Consider the following 22,606-nt stretch of genomic DNA (forward strand, 5'->3'; position numbering starts at 1 on the left):
GCCTCCTTTATAGTTAGAGCTTATATTTTTGGATCAAAGGAATTCCGATTTTGTTAATGACGGTTTGCAAAAATGACCAGCAAAGCCGCCGGCGAAACGGCAAGTGTCTATCATAAACAGCCGAGTACTCGATCTCAGCCGCAGCACCCCGCTTCCTTTTGAAATGAGCAGCACCAGAGCTTCTGTTTAATAAATGACCGTTCTCTAGCGCAATGTAGAATAAAAGCGCAGACAACATCCGGTACAAACCCACTTCTCTCGGCAAAGAAAGATCGTAACCGAGCAATGGGGTCGTCATGACTCCGTTGCGGCAAAAATAACCTATCACGGCATCAATACGCCCATTTTTCCGAAGCGCCTTAAGCTGAAGAATCTTATTTTTAATCGCGAGAGCGATAAAATCTTCGTTAAATTGCGGATTGTACATCGAATATTTTTGCAAATACAAAGCATTGTACAGCTCCAATATGCGCGAAATATCTTGATCTGACAACTGATCATGATCTAACATCTCATAGCCATGACGAGCGATTAGTGCATAGTCCTTTTTTAACAGCTTGCGTGACTTGGAACTTATCGAGGCCGATTGGCTAGGATGAACGAGATAGATTTGGCGGGAAGCTACCATTTTATAATTGAATCGACGTAACTCCTGAATAAGCTTCTCATGGTTCGCTTCATTAAGGGATCGATAGATGATCGCATAATCAGGGAACTGCTCGGTGAAAAAAGAGTGCAGCGCCCTTAGTTGATCCGGTGTTAGTTCGGGATATAAATTCGTTGAGACGAACCAGTTGTTTACATGAACCGCCTTATTGATCTGGCTCGCTTTAAATAATTGCCCTAATCCGCTGAGCAGGGCTGACAAGCCTTTACGCAGCAGTGCATTTTGGAGCAGCACGAGCTCTTGCTTGGCATAGCTTACATAATGCGTATAAGGAGAGCATACATAGGAATTGTCATATTGTGTTTCCGTGATTGAAATAGGAAGCACGATACCATCAAGGGATACTGCCAAGTACCTAGCTTGAACATTGTTGATATAATGCGAGGGCTGGCGCTTCACAAACGGCAAAAGAAACTTTTTAGCATATTGCCCATCTTTGGTGTTCGGCCATGGGAGATCATCTATAGTATCTGCATCATATAAACGGATCTGTTTCCTCTCCAAGCTGAAATCTCCTTTCCACGCGGCGCAGTTTTTTCAGGTCGGTTAGCTCTCCATGCTTATCGTATTTAGCTTGAACACCCTGATCATATAAGCTAAATTCAATGACTGGCGGCTGGCAATTTATTTTAAGAAATAAATCATTCATGGCATGAGTGATCTGCTGTTCAATTTGTACAGACCTAGAGCCTGCCTCATCTATCCTCAAGAAAATTTCAACGCGGTTAGGCGTATGCTGAATTGCCAAATACTCAAGCACTTGCTCGGAGGCATGAATAATCGCCCGGCTAATAAAGTCAGGAAATATCGGCTTTAGCCTGTTGTCATGCACACTGTAGCCATAAAATATATCATCACAGCGTCCTTCTATGGACTCTATTGCTAGAAAAGGAGAACCACACGGACATGGCTCAGCGCGTTCGGTTAGGACATCATTTAATCGGTAGCGCACGATCGGTTGCGTCCTTCTCGAAAAGTCAGTAATAATCGGAACAAATCGACCAAGCTTCTGATCTAAATATTCTTTTTCAATAATAACTATATCTTCGTTCAGGTGAAGGGTGCCATGGGAGCAAGTACAAGCCAGAAAACCTTCCGTGCATTGATAGACTTGATGAACCCTTTGTGCGAACTGCGTCTCTATGGCCTTCCGATCCAACGGATCCAGCACTTCGGCAACAGAAATGATTTTATGGGGATGGATTTGCAAATGCCCTTGTTGTCTAGCTTGAGCCAAAATCCGGAGCATCGATGGCGGAGCGACGATTAATCCTGGACGCTGCTCGTTCAATCGATCAATATGCTCCTGAACCGGACTTAACAAATCATAATAATGAAATTGAAGCCGCTGGCTGCCAACACTGCCATATAAATTGCTATTCGCCCGCAGGAAAAAAGCGATGCTCTCCTTTTGCAGCAATGAATGAGGCAACATTTTAGCCAGGACTGTTCCAGCCCATGCCCTTCTTTCCTGCGGACTGACGAGGAAAATACCTCGATTTCCAGATGTCCCTGATGAGAGTCCGACCGTAATCGAACCGATGGTAGGGGCGAAATCCCGGCTGTTCTCCGCTTGATACGCCACGGCAAAAGCTTCTTCTTTCGTGATTCCCACCGTATTTGATGGGTCGAAATGCTCCATCATCAGCTCTTTATCCATGATCGGAAATTGCCGCCACTGGGCATCCGTATAATCCTTCCAAAGCTCGCGATAAAAAGCAGAATGCTTGCGGACAAAACGAACATGGCTTCGTACTCTCTCCTCCTGCCACTGTTCAACCCCTTGACGACTGGCTGGCCATTGACGAAATTTTGTCCGCAAGTAGTGGTATACAATAGCTCCTTTGTCGATCAACATGACTCCCCCCCTATTTAAGAGATTCCCCGACTTCGCTGCAATGGGATGGAATAATTCGATATTCTGGGTGCTGCTTGTAGAATTGGCATATGCGCTGGAAGCTTTCTTGATACTGCCGTCGATCATCCATAATTAGGCCAGCAAGCCAATGGGGAGGCCGGGATTCACGATACGCTCGGCTTGACCATACAGCATCCGCACATAAAAAATACGGCTGATCCCCAGTATGAAGTAGAACGCCAATTTGACCGGGAGCATGTCCAGGCAAGTCGACGGCAATCACACTTCCATCGCCAAAAAGATCCAAGCCCCGCTCAAATGGAAAACTAGAGGGCAGCGAGATTCGTTGTTGTTCATCTATCGGTAGAGAACGCTCCTCAAAATCACTCGGTAATAAGTCCGGCAGGAAGCCTGCCCGAACCGCCGCTAATCCTCTACGGTGCTTCATTTTATCGTAGGCTGCTTTTAAATAAATAAACGAAGCTTCAGGAAAATCACACAGCCCAGCAATATGATCTGCATGGAGGTGGGATAAAATGACATACTTAATGTCGCTTAATTTAATCCCTGCCTCTTTTAATTGATAGACCGCCGTCTCTCTTTCTGGGATAGAAACAGGGGTCGCCTTTCGATAGAGCGAATAAGGAAAACGACTTGCTGCTTCGAAGAATCGTTCCGAATACCCCGTATCAAATAAGATAGGGCCTAACCTCGGATGCTCCATGCAGGCAAATAGAGCAGGAATTTGAATCGTCCGCCGCTCTCCGCCACGGATCGTTATTTTCTCAGATTGGAAACAGCTTCCCGCCGCAAACAGAGTCAATTTAACACGGGTGCTAAATAAGTGGGTCTCGTTGCTTGATCCATGTGACATAATCGGATATCCCTTCATCAACACTTTTACGTGGTGTATAGTTTAGATCTTTTTTCGCCGCTGATATATCTAACGTAAGACTTTTTCCTAATAGACCCACCGTATAGCGAGTGAGCAAAGGTTCCTTTTTACTCCTGGTCAGGTGGGCTTTCCACTCTAGTAAGGCGGCTGCCCCATAGGCCAGAGGATAGGAAATGTGTTTTCCGCGCAGAGGTTCCCCCAGCTTATCAAACAACTGCTGAAGTAAATCTATCAAAGCTACCGGCTCGCCATTGGTAATATTGTACTTTTTGCCTAGCGTCGATGTAGGGGAGGACATGCATTGGATTAGCGCATCAACCACATTATCGATGTAGGTCAAATCCATCAGAGCCTGGCCGCCGTTAATTAAGGGAACGCGTCCTTGTCGGTTCGCTTGAAGCAGCCGCGGAAGTATCGCCTGATCCCCCGGGCCATAGATCGCACGAGGACGGATGGTGATCACGGGAAGTCCTGCCTCAAAAGCAAGCTCCACTTCTTCTTCGGCCAGACGCTTCGTTGCGGCATACGCATTCACGGCTTGATCCGGAAGCGGAGCTGATTCTGATACATTAAAGCGATCGGTATAATCAAAATATAAGCTCGGTGTCGACACATAGATCAACCTGCCCACCTGATGCTGCCGGCAGCCCTCCAATATATTTCGGGTACCGATCACATTGCTATCATAAAAGTGACTGTATTTCCCCCAAGGTGAAGACAATGCGCCGCAATGAAACACAAAGTCTTGTCCAGCACATAGCAGAACGATCCGCTCGGTGTCCGCAAGATCACAGGGGATGAAGGCGATACCTTCGTTTTCGAATTCCTCCCCTATGGATTCATTTCGTCCAGTCGCTGTAACCTGATATCCCAGCTTACTTAAGGTTTGTGCTAGGCTCCTTCCGAGAAAACCTGTCCCGCCTGTCACTAATACGCTTGAACTCATTTCTCTTCCTCACCATTCCATTCAATATCATTCGTTGATGCTTCTAAGATCGAGATATGCTGCTGCCTGCTTACTTTGGCATTCCACCAAAGAAGCTTAAACTGCTGAAGGAACGGCTGCGGATCTCGAAATCGGAACACCACGTCTTTACCGCCCATGAACAACCGAAGCCACTCCTTGAATTTGAACCAGGAACGAATCGAACGCAAGCCATAGGACAACATCGCCAAGGAAATAATGGCTTTACGACCCGGGCGCGGAGTTATGATCTGCTCTGCCCCCTCCTCATGATGGAAAAACGCCTGATCAATCCGATCTTCCGCTCGAAATAGGTGTAATCCGCTTGTGGCTCTTGGATTGCATTCAATAGGGTAGACTTGTCCATCATCGGTGACGATAAAATCAAAGGAGATTTGCCCCGTAAATTGCTCTGCACTCACGAAGTGTTCGACCCAGCGGTCAATGTCTGGGTGATGTACAGCCTCGAAGCTAATACAAGCGCCAGGCCCAGCCGTAAATCTTACGGGATAAACCGCATGAGCCGTCAGTTTCCCTTGCTTGGCTATGCTGTAGCTGCAATAGGCTGTCCCTTCCATAAATTGCTGTGCCACCCAAGGTTGCTGTGGAGAGAGATGCTTCATTTTTTCCAATACTTCAGTTTCATCTGGTATTTCTGCTTTATCTGGCTCCTTGTTCCTCTCGCCCTTAGCAACTGTACTCGCCGCTCTCGTTTGCACCACGAAAACCTTTGCCCCAAAACGGGAGTATACCGGCTTGAAAACCCATTTCCCCGGGACAGCCAAAGCGGCCTTCACATCCTCCTGAGAGGTTAATAGACTTGTGGTTGGTGCTAATAAACCAAACTCCCTCGCCCGGCCAATAAAATCCCATTTACTATGCAAGCGCCGCAGCTTGTTTAGTGAGTCCGTAAAAACTAGGCAATGCTGACTTAAACGCTCTAAACCTCGGGCAACAAAAAATATCTCCTCGCAAGTTGGAATCAGCCCATCTATCTTTTCTTGCAAAATAATTTCTTGGAGTGCGCTAATATATCCATCTGGATCCTCATTGGGCTTAGGCACATCATAATTTCGAACGATCGCCCGCGAATGAACACAAAGGTGAGCCGGACAGCTCTCGGCCATATACACCTGATGCCCCGCCGCAGCAAGCTGACGAGCCAAATCCAGGGTAGCCGGCGCTCTTCCACCTGTCAGCAGGATTCGCTGATGCCGTTCTTCTTGCCCTGCTTGTCCCTCTTGCCTCCCTTGGCTTTCTTGCCTTTCCGCCCCTTCTTGCCCTCCCTGCCACCCTTGCCCTTCTTCTTCCTCTCGCATTCTTTGCCTTGAGCTAGTATTCAAGGATCATTCCTCCGACAGAGAAGCCTGCGGATGTGCCTAACAATAACAGCCGCTCTCCCCGCTTGATCCGTCCTTGCTTGATAGCTTCATGCAAAGCCATCGGAATGGATGCTGCGATCGTATTTCCGTGCGTTGGTGAAATATTCATTAATTGGTGCTCCGCTATTCCCAGCTTCCTCGATATCAATCGCATAGCCATGGCGCTGCCTTGATGTGGAATGACAAGCTTCAGATCTGCCATCTGACAACCCCCCACTTGGAATAAAGCATCGACAAAGTCAGGCAATACTTTTGACGCCATTCTGTAGATCGCTGGTCCATCCATTTCAAATAGAAATGGCTCTAGCTGGTCGGTATGCCGGCGATGAATTTTCGTCCCTCCACCTCTGATCTGGGAGAGATGAGCTCCTGCACTGAACGTTTGCATCGAGGAACAGATAATCTGGGAGGGTTCATCCTCCTCTGCCCTACTGATCACCACAGCCGCAGCCCCATCCCCAAACAAAGCCGCACTTTCTTTATGAGACCAATCCAACCCAACCGAAGCCACTTCCGTCGCTACGAGCAGAACACGTTGATAACGCCCTGCCGCTACCATATAAGACATAACATCCAGTCCAGTTAAAAAGCTTAAACAAGTAGAATTGATATCAAACGCAGGAACTCCAGAATGCTCTTGCCCCAATGCCTTTTGGATTAAAGAAGCCGTGCATGGAATGGACTGCTCCACGGTGCCGCTCGTAGATACAAGACAGTCGATATCCGAGAAAACAAGCCCAGCATCCTCTAACGCAGCCTCCGCTGCCCTTGCTCCCATGAAAGAAGCTGTTTCCTCTTTTACAACATGTCTAACTCTAACATCTGTTTTCTTCAGCACCCATCCGCTGGGCACACCTAATTTCTTATCTAAATCTTCTGCTGTAATCACTTGCTCCGGCAAATACTTACCCGTTCCTATTATCTTAATCTTCCGAACTTGCATCAGATCAACCTCCAGCTGCTAGAACCTAGCTGCAATAATTTCTACATGAAACTCAAATTAGACCCCGCTTTATTTAGAAACAATCTATGAACATATGGCTGAGCACTCCGGCTCAACTATATTTCTACAACTTTCTACAACTTTCTACACCCTTTCCCAAGATTATAGCCTATTTGTAAAATAGCGGAAACCACAAAAGGAGACTTCACGAAAGTGGAGTCTCGGATTTGAAGTTGTTTGTTAAAATCTTCTTACATGATACTAACCAGCCCAGCGCCATTACCTTCCGAAAAAACTAGTAAGTAAATTCTGCTACCATGACAATAAAGTTCAAATTTCCCATTATATTCCCCTTTGGTTTCTATTTTTTTTGTTTCACATAACGTTGTTGTATCCATAACGCGACCTGCTTAGATAACTCTTAAGGTAATATGTATATTTAATTCGTTACAAAAACATGAGACCTTTATCCATAAGGCTTTCACACTTTCACAAGGTTTGTGAAGAGTGTAAAAGTGGATATGTTTTGTGGGCAAGTAAGACATATACAAAATATCCTACCTACCAATTAAGTTAAGTGGGATTTTCTACGCCGTAGTGTGCCACTAGTGTATTTACAATATTTATCTGAAATATAAACAATATCCCCCTTGTGTTTTGCAAGTAGAAAATGCTTAGTTTTGCAGCCAAAAGTGCTAAACCCACTTGCCAGCATCAAAGTTACATAGGAATTCGTTCCATTGCTTGCTTGAAGCGGAAGCTCTCACCTGTGAAGGAAAGAATATGAGCATGGTGCACCAGACGATCGACGAGTGCTGACGTGAGTTTGGTATCGCCGAATATCGATGTCCATTGACCAAACTCTAAGTTAGATGTAACGATCACACTCTTTTGTTCATAGCAATCCGCTATCACGTTAAATAATAGTTCAGAACCGGTTTGGTTGAATGGGACGTAACCAACCTCATCAAGAATGAGCAAGTCAACTTTTCTCAACTTATCTCGAAATCGGTTAAGTGTTCCCGTCGTAAATTTCTCCTGAAGCATGGCAACTAAATCGGAGGCTCGGTAGAACTGCACCGCATTGCCACGGCGACAAGCCTCCACACCCAATGCCGTTGCCATATGCGTCTTGCCTGTGCCTACGGCACCCATTAAGAGTAAATTCTCCTTGCGCTCTAACCATTCCAATCCCTGAATTTTCTCTGGACTGCTGCCGTTCGGAAAAGTGATATGGTCATAGGCATACCCCTCAAAGGTCTTAATATGCGGAAATCCTGCCTGCTGGACGAGCTTTCCCAGCTTGGCACGGCGGCGTCCGTCCAGTTCCGCACTTAGAATCTGTTCCACAATGCTTCGAATCTCTTCATTTTGTTGAAGCGATACATAGTCCATGACATGGGCCAATCGTAGCTGCCGACATAAATTGGCTAATTCTGTTGGCATGTTAGCTCACCCCCACAAGCTGGTCGTAGCGCTCAAGAGAGCCCTCCAAACGAGTTCCCGGGGGCGACAGCTTCTCCTCCCACGTAATGGGCAAGTCTCGGCTTCCATATTTCATACCAAGGATACCCGTGACGCGGGAAACTGCCGCATCCTGGCCTAGCAAAGCGATTGCCTCTTGGATCTGTTCTATGGTGTACACATCGCTCCAGTGCAACAGCGCCTGAAGGCGCTCTTTTCGCTCAGCCAGATCCTTCACCGTCACATACACGTGCAGTGTCTCCGGCAGCATGCGAAGGAACTGCGAATGTGTAACACTGCGCGGTTTTCTCAACCATCCGCTAAATACTTTCGACCACGGAACGTCCGCCGTTCGTCCCGTGTAAGGTCTAGGCACCTCCCGAATCTTCTGGTGGTGACCGTTCAGGATAACCAGACGATCCCAGAACGTTTGGATCAGCACCTCGCTACCTGGCGCAACCATTCCTAGTAACGGAATCGTCGTATCTTCAATCCGAATTTCCCCGTACTTATTGACTACCGCAGCAGCCAAGCGAAAAGCATCAAATCCATGCTCCGGCAATGTAAGGAGCTTACGTCGGTCATCCTCCCACAGATCAGCGATTCGGCGGTTTTGAGCATAATGCTTACGCTGGTGATCTTGAGTTGCCTGCTCAGCGAAATACGCGACAAGTTGTTCATGGTTTTCATAGATGGGAATGGGGACGGCCCAGTTCCTCTTAGAGTAGCCGCATTTATTTTCCACATGCCCCTTTTCATGACCGCTATACGGATTGCAGAAGACAGCTTCAAACCGGTAATGGGCACAGAATCGCAGAAAGCCTTCGGTTAATTGCCGCTCGCCTCCTTTCTCGATATGCACGACGGCGGCAGACAGGTTGTCGAACCATATCCGCTGAGGAACACCGCCCATCTGTTCGAAGCATTGCTTCATCGCTTCTAAGAAGCATTCCTGATTTTCCGCCGGTGTCGGATAAACGAATGCAGCGTTGCTATGCGGGAAAGACATCACCAGAAGTTTATATGTAAGCATTTGGTGCCCTTGGCTTACCTCAAGGGTCGTAAAGTCGACTTGAGCCTCTCCAGGCGGATGTTCTAGTCGTTCATACGTTTTGGCACGTTCCAGTTCCATTTCACTCTTTCGTTTCTGCACATAGGCTAGCACTGTACGTTGTCCGCCTGTAAATTGATGTTCGTCACGTAACCTTTGAAAAATGCGTACACCTGTATGACGTTGCTTTCGGGGGAGCAAGCGGTCCTCTTCCAACCACGTATCGACAATCTCCATAAATGCCCCCATGACTGGACTTCTACTTTTTCGTTTGGCCACAGATACATTCCAGTTAGTTTGATCGGCATATTTTTTTGCTGTTCGCCAATGAACCCCCACACGTTCAGCTATTTCATTTACAGAACAGCCTTCTACTTCGCGTAGAAATCTGATATAGTCTTGTTGAGGCATTTTCAACATCCTTTCATTTCTCCTCTCGCTACGTTGTCGCAAACATAACGATAGGATGATAATGGGATGCTGACAAGTGTCTCTTTTTTGCATCAAAGTTCGGCATTTTTACGCTGCAATATTAGGCACTTTTATTATGCAAGAAACACCCCTTCTGACAACAAACTGCGGTAATCACCATATTCTTCTAATTAATCTATATACAAGAATAAACATATATGTTATAGTCTGTCATAATATTTCCATTACCACAAAATATTGGGTGGAGGTAGAAAAAGGAGGAGTTTTATATGAGAACAATAAAAATTACAGTCAGTACTTTACTAGCAATTTTCATATTAATGATGGGTACATTAGTTCATGCAAATGTTGGAAGTGCCTCTCAATTGACTTTACAAGGTACAACTATTTTTGACCTCGACGAATACGGGAAGCAGTTAGAAGATGTTTCAGCAGGAAGCCAAACGGAAATTTATATAGATGACTATTTCTTTTCTGATAGTTCAGTGAAGTTACATGGCACAGTATTCACCGCTAAGGATGAAAAGACATTTAATTTAGAAGGTACTCTAAAGAAAGCTGACTACACTAATACATTAATTGTTGGAAATTTAGTAGATACCTCAGGAAATTATGATGTTATCTTTTTTGGAATAGATAGTGCACCAAATTCTAACATCACTCTTAATTATGGACAATATTCTGATAATGATACTCTCTTGAAACTATACTTACTTGAAAAAGGCACTCGTAATTTTACAGTAGTTGAATCAACTATTGATAACAGTACTCTTAATTTATCTGAACAATTTAATAATGTGTCAGAATTAAATCAAGGAGAATACACTGATATATTTTGGTTCAGTAAAATTCTAAATCCAATTAAATCTTCCGAAAGTAGCCCCATTGCTAAATTTGCTGTAACAAGCGGTGTATCCGATAAAACATACTCATTAAGCTATGCTATTGGAGTCGGTACTGTAAATGAAGAAATGGTAGTAAGAACATACGTTGAAGGACCAACTTCAATAAGTAGCGGGTTAACCCCCTAATATTGGACACAGCACCTCTTATTCGAATGATTGCATAGAATCGCTCGATGTTTCATAGTTTTTCATCTGATGACGATCATGCCTTACACGTTGATTTCCTTGGGTCTTACATTGCCTTGCCGGACTGCTTCCATGTATTCGTACGGCGACATATCATATATGCTTCCATGGATGCGATTGCGATTGTAATTGTAGATAAAACCGCTAACGATCTTATATGCCTGTTGGTAGCTCTCAAAATCGTGGCGCTGGTAACATTCCGATTCAAGGATCGAGTGAAAAGACTCGATGTGGGCGTTCTTATTCGGCGTCTTAGGCGGTATTCGTTCGTGGATAATTCCAAACTGTTCACAAGCCTCCGCAAACCGATGGCTAATGAACTGTGGACCGTTATCCGATCGAATAATTGGTCGATTCGCCTTGTCAAAGAGCTGGCGCTTCATTAGTGCCTCCTGCGTGATTTGAACCAGATCCTTAGCCTCGCAGGACAAGCCATGATGATAAGCAACAATTGCTCGGTCGAACACATCGATGATGCTCATCAGGAAGAAAAAGCGCTGTTCACCTTCGAGCCAACCATACTTAATATCCGTTTCCCACAGTTGATTGGAAGCGGTAATGACTTTGTTATTTGCGAGTCGTTTCGGATGCTTGGCCTTGAGCTTCCGCTGAGGGCGAAGCACATTCATTTTCTTGCACAGCCGATAGACTTTCTTCTTGTTAATCACAAGGTGGTGCTGGCGCCTCAGCATCTTTGTCAGCTTGCGGTATCCGTAGACAGACGTGTACTCATCGGCCAACAGCTCCATGATCCACTCACAGATTTGCTCATCGCTAATTCGCTTGTTGTCTTGCGTATATGAGTAACCAGGCGCGGAGCGACCGTTCCTGAGGATTCGCTCAGTTTGCTGATTCGGGCGATTCACATGTGCATAATATGTGGAACGCTCCACTTCCAGAATGCGCAGCACAAGGCTGATTGAATAGCCCTGCATGATGTATTTCTGCGAAATTTCTATTTTATCCGCAAGTGTGGGTTCGTTTTTTTTAACAGGTCACGGAGGATTTCCCTCTCTAGCGCCTGCTCTGCATAGAGCTTCTTGAGTTTCTCGTGCTCCTTCTCCAAGGCTGCATAATCTGAGGCTGTAGGAACGAATGAAGCATGCTTCAAAGCATCGCCATCCAATTCGTCAAGATCCTTGCGTTTCAATTCTCTTGCCCAGCGCAGCACCATCTTCGGATCAAGATCATGCTGCCTGGCTACTGCCGTCATATTGCCGATTTCATGCCCCTTGGATACAACCTTTTTCTTGAAGTTCAGATCATACCGTTTTCTTTCCATTGCGTTCCCCTCCGACTGATTTCATTCTATCGGAATAAGGGGTGTACTGTCCAAGTTCATTTGGGGGCTAAATAGGTAGTGATGGGGTATTTAGTACAAAAATATACCCACTATCAACAAGAACATATTCAACTCAAGTCCCAAATGTTAATTCTAACACGTCTAACTTTGAAATTGGTGTGTCTCAAGATACTGTTCTAGAAGCATATACAGATCCTGGGGATGTTTTCAGATATCAGCAATGGGATGGAAGCTGGCAAAATTCTAGTAGTATTAATCTCGGATTAAGTTGGAGTTATTCACTTCCAGGGACTGGTTTATCGTTCTCGCCAACTTATACGAATACCACTCAATATACTTCAAAAACTCTTAAAAACTTTGATAATAGTGGAACAAATAAGGTAAGACAAACAAAGGTTCAATTATCAAAAAATAATATACTTAAAACTCCTTCGCATACATTTGACGTAAATTTTAGCGTTGGTCATTATAGTACTAATGCTCAAAAGAAACTTAATCTAAAATGGACATATTATGTTTGGAATGCCCAAAGTATTTATAGTTCTGCGGTAGGGCAAAAAACTAGTAATATGTATTTTTCATATGGATCTTCCAATTGATATTTTATAAAAACTATTACTATAATTAGAATAAGCAAAGGTAGAATAATATAATTGTTATTCTACCTTTATATTTCATTACAAGTATCATAGTCACAAAAATGATAAGGGAGATATTTAAATATGTTGGGTTTTTTTGTGATATTTATATGCCTTTTTTTTCAATTAATCTTTTTATTCAGAAGTAATGACAAAATTAGAGATTTACTATTAATGATGAGTTATTTATTTGTTTTAAACTCAATTTTACTATTATTTGGATACGTGCAGACAATACAAGGGGCGACAGATGTATCATATCTCAGTATTTTCACTTTAAAGGCAAGTCAAATATATCCGTACTTTAAAATATCTTTAGGTTTAGCATTAATAGCTTTCACACTCTTTCTGTTTAAGAGAATACTAAACAGCAACGATTAAATAATAATGAACATTCTATTAGAGATGTTCACTATTCCTATTACTGTTTTTGTATTTTTATCTCACTCCACCTCAGCTCCAGACAACAATTAGTCCAGTGACAACTGTCAGCAAAATACGCTGATGCCGTCCTTATTCTTCAGCTCTCCTTCTTTGCCTTGAGCTAGTATTTAAGGATCATTCCTCCGACAGAGAAGCCTGCGGATGTGCCTAACAATAACATCCGCTCTCCCCGCTGGCCCATCCATTTCAAATAGAAATGGCTCTAGCTGGTCGGTATGCCGGCGATGAATTTTCGTCCCTCCACCTCTGATCTGGGAGAGATGAGCTCCCGCACTGAACGTTTGCATCGAGGAACAGATAATCTGGGAGGGTTCATCCTCCTCTGCCCTACTGATCACCACAGCCGCAGCCCCATCCCCAAACAAAGCCGCACTTTCTTTATGAGACCAATCCAAGCCAACCGAAGCCACTTCCGTCGCTACGAGCAGAACACGTTGATACCGCCCTGCCGCTACCATATAAGACATAACATCCAGTCCAGTTAAAAAACTTAAACAAGTCGAATTGATATCAAACGCAGGAACTCCAGAATGCTCTTGTCCCAATGCCTTTTGGATTAAAGAAGCCGTGCATGGAATGGATTGCTCCACGGTGCCGCTCGTAGATACAAGACAGTCAATATCTGAAAAAGCAAGCCCAGCATCCTCTAACGCAGCCTCCGCTGCCCTTGCTCCCATGAAAGAAGCGGTTTCGTCTTTTACAACATGTCTAACGCTAACATCTGTTTTCTTCAGCACCCATCCGCTGGGCACACCTAATTTCTTGTCTAAATCTTCTGCTGTGATCACTTGCTCCGGCAAATACTTACCCGTTCCTATTATCTTAATCTTCCGAACTTGCATCACATCAACCTCCAGCTGCTAGAACCTAGCTGCAATAATTTCTACATGAAACTCAAATTAGACCCCGCTTTATTTAGAAACAATCGATAAACAAATGCCTCAGCACTCAGGCGAAGCTATATTCCTACAATTTTCTACAACTTTCTACACCCTTTCCCAAGATTATAGCCTATTTGTAAAATAGCGGAAACCACAAAAGGAGACTCCACGAAAACGGGGTCTCCGATTCAAGTTGTTTATTAGAAGCTTATCTCACGCAATTCTTTCTAATAGTTCTTGCAAAATATCATCTAGCTCCTCTTCTTTCTCATCCCTTGATGAATTATTTAACATTCTCTCTAGGTCTTCTCGTAATTCTTGCAAGATATCTCTTGGCAATCTATTTACTAATCCGTGAAGCACAAAATACTTCCAACAACCATCATTTGAATTATCCTTTGCTATTGGCCAATTACCATCCTGCAGCCATTCTAAGAGCTCGGGTAGTATAATTTTCAGCTTTTGTAAGGGTTGATGCTTGAGCAAGCTAACTCGTTCATAGTCGCTTTTGTGCTGAGGTACTAAGTCTTTAATATTCATAGATTCACCACTATTCAATCTTATTGTTTTTATACCGGTCTTTTAGCTCCTTAATAAATACATCAATGGGTTCCTTATAATCGATTGGTTTATAAATAGATCTGTTATTCCACTTATGTCGATGATCTTGGTCTTCAAATCCGTCCTTATTATATTCTAGAGATTTCATAATCATCATGATCTCGTTCAATGTACTTCTTACACTTCTGTTATCTGTTTTTGTGATGACCATCTCATTACAATTCTTTATATAAAATTCAATCAGTTTTTCCGGAATATCTTCTAAAGTAAGATATCTCATTAGGTTTGTTATAAAAATCTCTTGCAGCCGATTAGCTTGGTTACTCCTTATTCCAGAGATAGTTAGACTCAGTCGAGATAAATCGTTCATAAATACATAATGCTTCTTTCGATATAGAGTGAAGATATTAACGTGCCAACTAAAGAATAAGTCAGTTTCTAATACAGGCTCTGGATTGATATGCAAGTCTTTTAAGGTATCTTTTGTGGCTTTTATAAATAGCATATGAGTTAGTCCTTTCATTCGCGTTGGTTTCAGATAACATTTCAGTATCCAGTAAAGCTTAAAGCTTTTACACACTGGTTTCAACGTGCTTAACCTCGCACGCTATTCGCTGAAACAATTTCACTGCCTCTAGGCTCAAGCCTCAGTTATCGTAATCTCTCAACTACCGTCTTCTTCGCCGTTAAAATCCTCATAAATTTGAGAACAACAGCTTGAATCAGCAGCATAACTAGTAAATATATAAGAATGGGGCTCCACGGAAATTGATATTGTATAAAAGAAAACCCACCCACGTTTCCTAACGATTCGCTTAGCCCATATCCAATAAGATTCCCTATAATAAGAGAAATCACGAAGCTCCCCACAATGAAAAAGCCAGCTTCGTAACCTAACATGGCGGATAATTGCTTATATTCCATACCTATGGCCTGCATGATTCCCAATTCGACTTTTCTCGCATTAATTGAGGTCATCACCGTGTTCAACAAATTAATAACACTAAATAAAGCTAAAAATATCATAAAAGTGTACACAACAATCGTGATCGTCCGAAAAGCCGCCTTATTGGACTTCGCCATGTCAGAAAATGAATTTAACTTTAAAGTGTCCTTATTTTGAATTAATTTCTGTAGTTCATCCTTCACCAATTGTTCATTCGTATCTTCTGTAAGAATCACTTCATAGCTTTGATTCGGATTAAAGGGGGTGATTGACTCCATGACTCCTGATGGCAAGTAGAACAGAACGCCCAAATTTTTATCCGCTAGGTCGCCTATAATCTCGAACTCATGTTCAATCTTGTTCTGATCATCGCCAATGATAAGTGAAATACGATCGCCAACCTGGTATCTAATGTCGTAAAATTCAAAATCACCGCTGGAGCTATTCATGAGGATATAAGAGTTATTAGAGGAATTGGGTTCGAGTATTTCCCCGTGTACCAGGCGCTTTCTTAATGACTCGATATTACTCGCTGAAATATTCTCGATGCCTACTACCACAGGATCTGCGCTTTCGTTCGCCCCATTGACAGCAGCTTCAATATATTGACGGTCTACAACATTTTCAACTCCGCTAATGGATAGGATGCTGTCTTTTAGGGCTCCAGAGAGTTGATCTTCGCTTTGCAGATCGCTTAAATTCACCGTTTCAGAATAGAGCTCGTTATTGATTTGAATGATAAACTTGCCGTTATTCGGAAAGTACTGCCGTGTTTTTGCAATGGAATCAACCGAATTTAACAGTGTCGCAAAGGAAATGAAAAGGGCCCCGCTTATAACCAATGACAGCAGCGTTAATGTTGTTTTTTTTCGGCTTCTTGTTAAACTCATCCTTGCTAACGTAAAGGGGGTTAGCCGTTTTGAGCTTTTCTTCTCTTTCTTCTTAAATGTATAGGTCTCTGCTCCAACATATCGAATGGCTTCGATCGGGGAGATTTTAGCTGCAAAATTGGCCGGCGAATTCAATGAAAAGCGGACCGTTAATTCAGTAAACAAACCCGCTGCTAAGGCGAGAATTATACTGGGAAAGAGGTTCCAGACGGAAGGATTCATGGCCCAACTTATCAAACATCCCAGGAGAACGCCAGCCGGAATAAATTTGCGGGATAAGTATCTCCCTTCATATTTCACCAACTTCTTGATTTGCTTTCGCGTTGCTCCTAGTGCTCGTAGTTGTCCGTATTGTTTGATTTGTTTGATAATTGATATATAAAAGATGTTGTAGATGACGACCCAGCATGCCAATGCGATGATAATGATGATACAAAAAATCGTCAGAATGGTATCGCTTGATAGATTGTTGGTATCTACGTTCATATGATTAATCTGGATGTTTTGCTCAGAAAGACCGATTTGCTTTCCGATATCTTTAATTTTGGATTTCAGTTCTTCGTTGGCGTAACTGCCGGCATTAAGAATTCTGATAGCTGCGGAGTATTTTTCCTTGGAAAGATGCGGGTCAGCATCAACAAACGCTTTGGATACTAGGGCGTTATAGCTGATCCGATTGCCCTCTCCGGACGCAGTTGTATGTAACAGGCCTGAAATGACAAATTCATTCATTTGCATTTCTTTGCTGGCGTTGTTTCTAAATTCCACTACGATACGATCACCAATACCCGGTTTTTGAGAAGTCGTTGAAAAGTAGTCCCTTTCTATTACAATTTCATTGGGCTTCGTCGGGAATTTGCCTTCATCGATACGAGCATAGGATAAGTCCATCATCATTTGATCTGTATACAAAATGGATAATAAACGCTCCTCTTGCTTCTCTCTACCAACCTCCAGATACAACCCAACCTCGTCAACCTCGTATACTTGCTTTAATTGAAATATCTCTGTCTCACTAACATCATTGAATATCGCTTGGAAATCGGAATCCTGTTGCAGGTTAGTGAAGGAGTTATAACCAAAGGTCAATACAACGGTTAATAAAACCGCAGCCAAAGCAATAATACTGCCTGCAAAATAGTTTTTGACTTTGTCTGCCTTTAAGTTCGCTTTGGATAATTTTTTGATCATCATCATATTCTGTTTTGACATAGTTCCACGTTCCACCACCTTATTTTCAAGAACTGCTAAACTATTTTTCCGTCCTCGATGCGGATGATACGATCGGCCAGCTTGGCTATATCGGGATTATGAGTAATCATGATGAGCGTTTGCTTATACCTTTGGTTGCTTAGTCTTAAAAGTTCCAATACGGTAGAACTTGTTTTGCTGTCTAAGTTTCCCGTTGGCTCGTCGGCCAAAATAATGGCCGGTTTGGTTGCCAGTGCCCTTGCAATCGCAACCCTTTGCTGCTGCCCTCCAGACAATTGATTTATTAATTTCGTTTGTTTAACGTGTAAATCGAGCATCTCTAAAATACTTATTAAATAATCTTCATCTATCTTGCCATGATCCAGTTCTACCGGAAGTATCACGTTCTCGTAGACATTTAAAGTAGGAATCAAATTGTAATCTTGAAAAATAAAACCGATGTTCGTTCTCCTGAACACCGTGAGGTGATCATCGCTAAGTTTGGATAGTTCGCATCCATTGATGACTACTGCTCCTTCCGTAGGTACATCGAGTCCACCTATCAAATTTAACAAGGTTGACTTACCGCTTCCCGATGTTCCCTCAATAGCGACAAATTCTCCACGCTTCACGGTTAAATTGACGCCATCCAAAGCTTTAATTAAATTAGAGGCTGTTCCATAATGTTTTTTTAAATGCATAGCTTCCAGGACGACCACGATATGACACCCTTTCTCGAATTACTTAAACTCAATAAAATGCAAAAATAAAAGGTTTTAAACTACTTGGTTTCAAATCTGTAGTTTAAAACCTTTTCACATATCCATTTTACGTCTGAAATGACTGCCAAGTTTTGTTAATTGATGTCTGCGAACATGGCATTAGGAAGTGGATTAATGCAGTCGTTCAAGCATTTGTCCTTATGCGTGCCACAGTAGGCATAGCCCTCAATTTCTTCGAATTCCTTCATTTCAAGGTCCTTTTCCAGCTCTTTGCTCATCCTTTCCTCCTCCTTTCTTGCACTTACCATTTAAGTAAGCTTTATACTTTTACTATAATCCATTTTTTTCTAAATCAAATGACTTTTGATTAAATGTACTTTTAGACTGACTAACTGGTCATTTCAATAAAACTTCGTATATTTTGATTAAAGATAAACACTTTGCATAGAAACCTTGTAATCTTCAGACATTTGGAACCGCTGGTAAATACTCATGAAGGGGATCATCATCACAATATGAACCCCCTGCGAGACGGAAGATCTCAGTAATTTTGAAATTACGGTTTTATACTGTGCTACTTCACCTATGCTAATATCACCGAAAAATAAAAAATCAAATTTGGAAATAGAACTGACTTCAGTTCCCTCAGCGAGATGGAATAAACGAACGGTAGCATATTGTTGAAGCTGTTTAACTACGTGAATGTCATTAATGGTTTTTTTCATATAAAAATAGCCGATGTTTGTATGATTAAACTGATGATAGCTTTGTTCATTGTTTCTGTAGAAAAACAAGTTCGATTGGTTGCGCTCAAGCTGCCTCATAAATAGCAAAAAATCGCGATGTCTATCAAAATGATGATTTCTTTCCTTCTGAAATTCGCAATATAAGCTCGTAATGATCGGTGTCAAAAAGCTAGTTCCCTGCCGAAGCACGGCTCGTTCCTGGTAAGGAACACTAACGATATTGTCTGTAAAAAGGATATTGTTGTGTTCTAGATCGACGGTAATTTTAGGTCCAGATTCAGACGAACTATTAACGCCGATAATCTCGTTAAAGGCAAACGGGTATGTAGGGCTTTCCCGATTGCCTTCATTATGATTAGCAGAAATTATAGTGATGCCTTTTTCGATGGCTAAATCACAACATGATTTTAATTTTTGTATGGTTTCGTTATTTCTATTTCGGAGACCTAAACTAAGATTGATTACATCTACTCGATTTCGCCACAGTATTCAATAGCCTTACATAAAGCATCTACCGATCCTTTATTGTTATTATTCAGCACTTGTACGGAGATGATACGAGAATTGCTAGTCTGATCACAAATAATTTTTACTATATCTGTTCCATGACCACTATAATCATCATTACATTTATGACGGACGCCCTGCTCAAGTTGGATTGATTCAATAGGTTGATTAACTAATAGTTCATCCCTCAGGTTCACGTCTGAATCAATTACGGCGATTTTCAAATTAAACCCACCTTATGGTAATTATACCATAAAACCGTTTGATCATTATATTATTCTCGTATTGTATATAATTTGTACTAATTCTTTTCTCCGGTAACGGCTTATAGGTATAATTTTCCTATTATTCATTCTTAGTTCATTCTCTTGTATATTTACGACATAATCCGTGTTCACAATAAAACTGATATGACATCGGTAAAATCGATACTCCCTAAGTCTGTCTTCATATTCTTTCATCGTTTTGTAACTAGTGATTTGTTCATGTTGTGTATGAATAATAGTGTTCTTTTTTTTACTCTCAATAAAAATAATCTCGTTTAATCTAATTTTAAAAATCCCTTGCTCATTTTTAACTGAGCATTTTGCATTAACCTGAGCCCTTGCTAGACAAAGGTTTTCAAACATAAAAAAAGGACTTCACCCCAACTTGGAGAAGTTTTCAAGTGACTAAACAAGAAAACCCAAGGGGGAGAAGTCACTATGTATATTCTACAAGAAAGTCTATTTTCCTTTGAAGAACTTCAAAAACTTGAATTTAAAGACCGTTTGCCTATCTTCTTCAGCGCCCTGGACTTACGGCCATATGCTAAAGAATTGAGAAGTCATTCACCCCGAGGTGCCGATGGGCACTGCCGACAAGGGATTCTTCGCGCATTGCTTGCAGCGCCGCTGGAGAACATGGATACATTTAGCGGCTTGCATCGTCGTCTGGATATGGATCTTCGTTTCCGTTACCAATGCGGACTCAGGCTTGATCGAAAAGCTCCATCAATCGCCACATTAAGCCGCGTTTTCACTGAGCTAACGAATAAGGGATTGGCAAAACGTCTGTTTGAGGATCTCGTCACACGCTGTAAGCAGGAAGGAATCATCGATGGAAGTCACGTGGCGATGGACAGCGCAGCGATCCATGCCTACGAGAAGAAACAGCCGAAGCGCAAAAGTGAGCTGACGGGGAATGCCAACTGGGGCGCGAAGTTTGACTCCTTTGGTAACAAGGTCAAGTGGTTCGGCTATAAGCTTCATCTTGCTGTCGACACCGCTAGCGAACTGCCCCTGGCCCTCTCGGTTACACCGGCTCATGTCAATGACGGTGATCTGGCACCCGCTCTTATGGAACAAGTGGCTGCCGATGCGAAAGTGAAGTTCTTTGTGTTTGATGCTGGGTATGACCAACTTAAAAACTATGAAGCGGCACGGAAGCTCAAAGCGCAAGCGATTATCCCGATGAATCTTCGCAATGAGAAGGAACCGCCTGCAGGTATAACATCTAACGGTACACCTTGCTGCTCCATGGGTTTTGCCATGACATACTGGGGAGTAGATGGCGATCACCTGAAATTCCGGTGTCCCCATGCGACCGGCAAGGTGGATTGTCCGCTGGGGATGGCAGCCTGTTCATCTTCCAACTATGGAATGGTGCTCAAGGTTGATACAAAAAGCGATTTGCGCCGTTATTCAAGTCCGCACCGGAACACGAAACGTTGGCAAGAACTTTACAAAGAAAGAACGAGTGTAGAACGCTGCAACTCCCGAATGAAAACCTATTTGACCGCAGACGCCATGCATGTTTGGGGCATAGAGAAAGTCATAACTCACCAATATTTAAATGCAATTGTATTGCTGGCTTCTGCCCTGGCAATGGCTCAGAAATACAGAAAAGTCGCTGCTTAAAATTTTGAATGCGCAGAAAATTCTGCAGGTCTGCCCATTTTTGAAAACCGAGTGGATTTAGCTGAAAATGCACCACCAACTAGGTCTAGGTTCTGCTATTCAATTCTCAAATAGGGAATTATGCAAAATGCTCACATAATAAATTCCCGATAGATAAATTTTAAAATATCCGTCGTGATTTTTAATAAGCATGTATTTATTTTTAATCCTTTGTATATGCCTTAATGCTCTTTCCATCTCTTTCTCGAAACAAGCTTGATTAATCGGTTTTGCTAAAAAATGCCCTGGTCTACGTGGATCGTATTCAAAATCATGACCAGATGACAAGAATATCAAATAAGCATACTTATCGATCTTTCTTATTGAATGTATTACTCTCCTATTTTTTACTAAAGACATATCAAAATCTAAAAAGAAAATTTGGAAATCCTTATCCATCCCATCTAAAAGAGAAATGGGATCTGCAAAGCGCTGTAGATCAAACTCTAAATGGAACTTTTTAAAATAATTATTCAACTTTTCTTCTGTTTGATTTAAAACATTCTCGTTGTTACTACAGATTGCTATTCTAATCATTGGTATCACCCTTTTGATTTTATTTAAATAACAAGTAGCAACAAAGATTACTATAATTTGACAATTAATTGCTCATTCCATCTTGAATAAGATGCGCAGCTCTATCCTCCCAAAAGTAACTCATCTATAAGCGAACTTCGCTTATTCCCCGCGCACCGGTTCCAACGTGCTAAACCTTGTGGGTTTGTTCGCTGAAACAATTTCATTGCCTCCCCAAAGCCTTTCATCTAAGTGTGTTATTATGAATGTATATTCTTGAATTTCATTGGCTACTTTCGTAACGAAAGGGGCTGTTGAAAATGGCCGTATCCAAGAAAGATCTCGCTAATTTAATTCACCAATTACCAGATAAGGATATTCCTTTGGTTGCTGACTTTTTAAAACGTCTCATAAGCAATCCCCAAGATGCACACATTCCCTATGATGATGAGGAATTAAGTGAAAATGACCTGAAAGCAATTGAGCACGCGGAGATTAGAATTCAAACAAGGTAAAACGATCCGCCTAAAGGATATTGAACATGAATTACGAAATTGAATTAAGCACAGGGTCGGTA

The 22,606-nt window shown here is 42.4% G+C and carries 24 protein-coding genes and 2 pseudogenes; 4 read left to right on the top strand and 22 right to left on the bottom strand.

The window, feature by feature from the left end:
* Positions 1-13: 13 nt before the first annotated feature.
* The 9 genes from EIM92_RS02195 to istA form a co-directional block, all read right to left on the bottom strand.
* Positions 14-1,171, bottom strand: a complete 1,158-nt coding sequence (locus tag EIM92_RS02195) for a GNAT family N-acetyltransferase (RefSeq protein WP_125081279.1) — start codon at positions 1,169-1,171, stop codon at positions 14-16.
* The gene (locus tag EIM92_RS02200) at positions 1,143-2,525 is read right to left on the bottom strand and encodes a F390 synthetase-related protein (protein ID WP_125081280.1); all 1,383 of its coding nucleotides are present in this window, start codon (positions 2,523-2,525) and stop codon (positions 1,143-1,145) included. The genes EIM92_RS02195 and EIM92_RS02200 overlap by 29 nt, the downstream gene beginning before the upstream one ends.
* Before the next feature lie 10 nt (positions 2,526-2,535).
* The gene (locus EIM92_RS02205) at positions 2,536-3,399 is read right to left on the bottom strand and encodes an MBL fold metallo-hydrolase (RefSeq protein WP_125081281.1); all 864 of its coding nucleotides are present in this window, start codon (positions 3,397-3,399) and stop codon (positions 2,536-2,538) included.
* Positions 3,362-4,366, bottom strand: coding sequence for an NAD-dependent epimerase/dehydratase family protein (locus tag EIM92_RS02210; RefSeq protein WP_125081282.1), 1,005 nt, complete (start codon positions 4,364-4,366; stop codon positions 3,362-3,364). Before EIM92_RS02210 ends, EIM92_RS02205 begins: the two co-directional genes overlap by 38 nt.
* Positions 4,363-5,727, bottom strand: coding sequence for a YheC/YheD family protein (locus EIM92_RS02215; RefSeq protein ID WP_164515007.1), 1,365 nt, complete (start codon positions 5,725-5,727; stop codon positions 4,363-4,365). Before EIM92_RS02215 ends, EIM92_RS02210 begins: the two co-directional genes overlap by 4 nt.
* Positions 5,717-6,709: a beta-ketoacyl-ACP synthase III gene (locus EIM92_RS02220; protein WP_125081284.1), complete on the bottom strand. Its 993-nt coding sequence runs from the start codon at positions 6,707-6,709 to the stop codon at positions 5,717-5,719. The genes EIM92_RS02215 and EIM92_RS02220 overlap by 11 nt, the downstream gene beginning before the upstream one ends.
* Before the next feature lie 251 nt (positions 6,710-6,960).
* The gene (locus EIM92_RS23600) at positions 6,961-7,107 is read right to left on the bottom strand and encodes a hypothetical protein (RefSeq protein WP_164515008.1); all 147 of its coding nucleotides are present in this window, start codon (positions 7,105-7,107) and stop codon (positions 6,961-6,963) included.
* A 322-nt stretch (positions 7,108-7,429) separates the two neighbouring features.
* Positions 7,430-8,155, bottom strand: a complete 726-nt coding sequence (gene istB, locus EIM92_RS02225) for an IS21-like element helper ATPase IstB (RefSeq protein WP_125081065.1) — start codon at positions 8,153-8,155, stop codon at positions 7,430-7,432.
* A gap of 1 nt (position 8,156) precedes the next feature.
* A complete protein-coding gene (gene istA, locus EIM92_RS02230; protein WP_164514990.1) occupies positions 8,157-9,644 on the bottom strand; it encodes an IS21 family transposase in 1,488 nt (495 codons plus the stop codon).
* A gap of 281 nt (positions 9,645-9,925) precedes the next feature.
* Here istA and EIM92_RS02235 point away from each other — a divergent pair, with 281 nt between their 5' ends.
* Positions 9,926-10,687, top strand: a complete 762-nt coding sequence (locus EIM92_RS02235) for a hypothetical protein (protein ID WP_125081285.1) — start codon at positions 9,926-9,928, stop codon at positions 10,685-10,687.
* Positions 10,688-10,770: 83 nt separating this feature from the next.
* Here EIM92_RS02235 and EIM92_RS02240 read toward each other — a convergent pair whose 3' ends face one another.
* On the bottom strand, positions 10,771-11,682 hold the full coding sequence (locus EIM92_RS02240; protein ID WP_125080998.1) for an IS3 family transposase: 912 nt from the start codon (positions 11,680-11,682) through the stop codon (positions 10,771-10,773).
* Positions 11,683-11,702: 20 nt separating this feature from the next.
* Positions 11,703-12,029 (bottom strand): transposase, encoded by a 327-nt coding sequence (locus EIM92_RS02245; protein ID WP_125080997.1) that lies wholly within the window; start codon positions 12,027-12,029, stop codon positions 11,703-11,705.
* Between the two features lie 179 nt (positions 12,030-12,208).
* Here EIM92_RS02245 and EIM92_RS02250 point away from each other — a divergent pair, with 179 nt between their 5' ends.
* Complete coding sequence (locus EIM92_RS02250) at positions 12,209-12,649, top strand: hypothetical protein (RefSeq protein ID WP_125081286.1); 441 nt, start codon at positions 12,209-12,211, stop codon at positions 12,647-12,649.
* 659 nt (positions 12,650-13,308) lie between these two features.
* Here the strand turns inward: EIM92_RS02250 and EIM92_RS02255 are convergent.
* From EIM92_RS02255 to EIM92_RS24700, 10 genes and pseudogenes are all read right to left on the bottom strand, one after another.
* A pseudogene (locus EIM92_RS02255) lies at positions 13,309-13,974 on the bottom strand (beta-ketoacyl-ACP synthase III); the annotation flags it as partial.
* A 252-nt stretch (positions 13,975-14,226) separates the two neighbouring features.
* Positions 14,227-14,553, bottom strand: a complete 327-nt coding sequence (locus tag EIM92_RS02260) for a DUF5071 domain-containing protein (protein WP_125081287.1) — start codon at positions 14,551-14,553, stop codon at positions 14,227-14,229.
* Between the two features lie 10 nt (positions 14,554-14,563).
* Positions 14,564-15,079: a DUF6933 domain-containing protein gene (locus EIM92_RS02265; RefSeq protein ID WP_164515009.1), complete on the bottom strand. Its 516-nt coding sequence runs from the start codon at positions 15,077-15,079 to the stop codon at positions 14,564-14,566.
* Between the two features lie 146 nt (positions 15,080-15,225).
* Positions 15,226-17,622: an ABC transporter permease gene (locus EIM92_RS02270; protein ID WP_125081289.1), complete on the bottom strand. Its 2,397-nt coding sequence runs from the start codon at positions 17,620-17,622 to the stop codon at positions 15,226-15,228.
* 35 nt (positions 17,623-17,657) lie between these two features.
* The gene (locus tag EIM92_RS02275; RefSeq protein WP_125081290.1) at positions 17,658-18,320 is read right to left on the bottom strand and encodes an ABC transporter ATP-binding protein; all 663 of its coding nucleotides are present in this window, start codon (positions 18,318-18,320) and stop codon (positions 17,658-17,660) included.
* Between the two features lie 137 nt (positions 18,321-18,457).
* Complete coding sequence (locus tag EIM92_RS02280) at positions 18,458-18,601, bottom strand: pseudouridine synthase (RefSeq protein WP_125081291.1); 144 nt, start codon at positions 18,599-18,601, stop codon at positions 18,458-18,460.
* Positions 18,602-18,748: 147 nt separating this feature from the next.
* Complete coding sequence (locus EIM92_RS02285) at positions 18,749-19,234, bottom strand: hypothetical protein (RefSeq protein WP_125081292.1); 486 nt, start codon at positions 19,232-19,234, stop codon at positions 18,749-18,751.
* 102 nt (positions 19,235-19,336) lie between these two features.
* Positions 19,337-19,558 (bottom strand): annotated as a pseudogene (locus EIM92_RS24695) (S8 family serine peptidase); the annotation flags it as partial.
* Complete coding sequence (locus EIM92_RS02290) at positions 19,537-19,800, bottom strand: S8/S53 family peptidase (RefSeq protein ID WP_125081293.1); 264 nt, start codon at positions 19,798-19,800, stop codon at positions 19,537-19,539. The gene EIM92_RS02290 and the pseudogene EIM92_RS24695, both read right to left, overlap by 22 nt.
* A gap of 45 nt (positions 19,801-19,845) precedes the next feature.
* Complete coding sequence (locus tag EIM92_RS24700) at positions 19,846-20,205, bottom strand: LytR/AlgR family response regulator transcription factor (protein WP_125081294.1); 360 nt, start codon at positions 20,203-20,205, stop codon at positions 19,846-19,848.
* A gap of 75 nt (positions 20,206-20,280) precedes the next feature.
* Here EIM92_RS24700 and EIM92_RS02300 point away from each other — a divergent pair, with 75 nt between their 5' ends.
* Positions 20,281-21,474 carry a transposase gene (locus tag EIM92_RS02300; RefSeq protein WP_125081295.1) on the top strand — a complete coding sequence of 398 codons (1,194 nt, stop codon included), beginning with the start codon at positions 20,281-20,283 and terminating at the stop codon, positions 21,472-21,474.
* A gap of 99 nt (positions 21,475-21,573) precedes the next feature.
* Here the strand turns inward: EIM92_RS02300 and EIM92_RS02305 are convergent, their stop codons facing one another.
* Positions 21,574-22,050, bottom strand: coding sequence for a response regulator (locus EIM92_RS02305; RefSeq protein ID WP_125081296.1), 477 nt, complete (start codon positions 22,048-22,050; stop codon positions 21,574-21,576).
* 299 nt (positions 22,051-22,349) lie between these two features.
* Here EIM92_RS02305 and EIM92_RS02310 point away from each other — a divergent pair, with 299 nt between their 5' ends.
* A complete protein-coding gene (locus EIM92_RS02310) occupies positions 22,350-22,544 on the top strand; it encodes a hypothetical protein (protein ID WP_125081297.1) in 195 nt (64 codons plus the stop codon).
* Positions 22,545-22,606 lie beyond the last annotated feature (62 nt).

It is taken from the genome of Paenibacillus lentus, from assembly GCF_003931855.1.
GTDB classification, from domain to species: Bacteria; Bacillota; Bacilli; order Paenibacillales; family Paenibacillaceae; genus Fontibacillus; species Fontibacillus lentus.

Bases quoted from the DNA above. Each gene is read 5' to 3' on its own strand.
- EIM92_RS02200 (WP_125081280.1), bottom strand. From the start codon at position 2,525: ATGTTGATCGACAAAGGAGCTATTGTATACCACTACTTGCGGACAAAA.
- EIM92_RS02205 (WP_125081281.1), bottom strand. From the start codon at position 3,399: ATGTCACATGGATCAAGCAACGAGACCCACTTATTTAGCACCCGTGTT.
- EIM92_RS02210 (WP_125081282.1), bottom strand. From the start codon at position 4,366: ATGAGTTCAAGCGTATTAGTGACAGGCGGGACAGGTTTTCTCGGAAGG.
- EIM92_RS02220 (WP_125081284.1), bottom strand. From the start codon at position 6,709: ATGCAAGTTCGGAAGATTAAGATAATAGGAACGGGTAAGTATTTGCCG.
- EIM92_RS23600 (WP_164515008.1), bottom strand. From the start codon at position 7,107: ATGGATACAACAACGTTATGTGAAACAAAAAAAATAGAAACCAAAGGG.
- istB (WP_125081065.1), bottom strand. From the start codon at position 8,155: ATGCCAACAGAATTAGCCAATTTATGTCGGCAGCTACGATTGGCCCAT.
- istA (WP_164514990.1), bottom strand. From the start codon at position 9,644: ATGTTGAAAATGCCTCAACAAGACTATATCAGATTTCTACGCGAAGTA.
- EIM92_RS02235 (WP_125081285.1), top strand. From the start codon at position 9,926: ATGAGAACAATAAAAATTACAGTCAGTACTTTACTAGCAATTTTCATA.
- EIM92_RS02240 (WP_125080998.1), bottom strand. From the start codon at position 11,682: ATGCAGGGCTATTCAATCAGCCTTGTGCTGCGCATTCTGGAAGTGGAG.
- EIM92_RS02245 (WP_125080997.1), bottom strand. From the start codon at position 12,029: ATGGAAAGAAAACGGTATGATCTGAACTTCAAGAAAAAGGTTGTATCC.
- EIM92_RS02260 (WP_125081287.1), bottom strand. From the start codon at position 14,553: ATGAATATTAAAGACTTAGTACCTCAGCACAAAAGCGACTATGAACGA.
- EIM92_RS02265 (WP_164515009.1), bottom strand. From the start codon at position 15,079: ATGCTATTTATAAAAGCCACAAAAGATACCTTAAAAGACTTGCATATC.
- EIM92_RS02270 (WP_125081289.1), bottom strand. From the start codon at position 17,622: ATGTCAAAACAGAATATGATGATGATCAAAAAATTATCCAAAGCGAAC.
- EIM92_RS02280 (WP_125081291.1), bottom strand. From the start codon at position 18,601: ATGAGCAAAGAGCTGGAAAAGGACCTTGAAATGAAGGAATTCGAAGAA.
- EIM92_RS24700 (WP_125081294.1), bottom strand. From the start codon at position 20,205: ATGTTTGAAAACCTTTGTCTAGCAAGGGCTCAGGTTAATGCAAAATGC.
- EIM92_RS02300 (WP_125081295.1), top strand. From the start codon at position 20,281: ATGTATATTCTACAAGAAAGTCTATTTTCCTTTGAAGAACTTCAAAAA.
- EIM92_RS02305 (WP_125081296.1), bottom strand. From the start codon at position 22,050: ATGATTAGAATAGCAATCTGTAGTAACAACGAGAATGTTTTAAATCAA.
- EIM92_RS02310 (WP_125081297.1), top strand. From the start codon at position 22,350: ATGGCCGTATCCAAGAAAGATCTCGCTAATTTAATTCACCAATTACCA.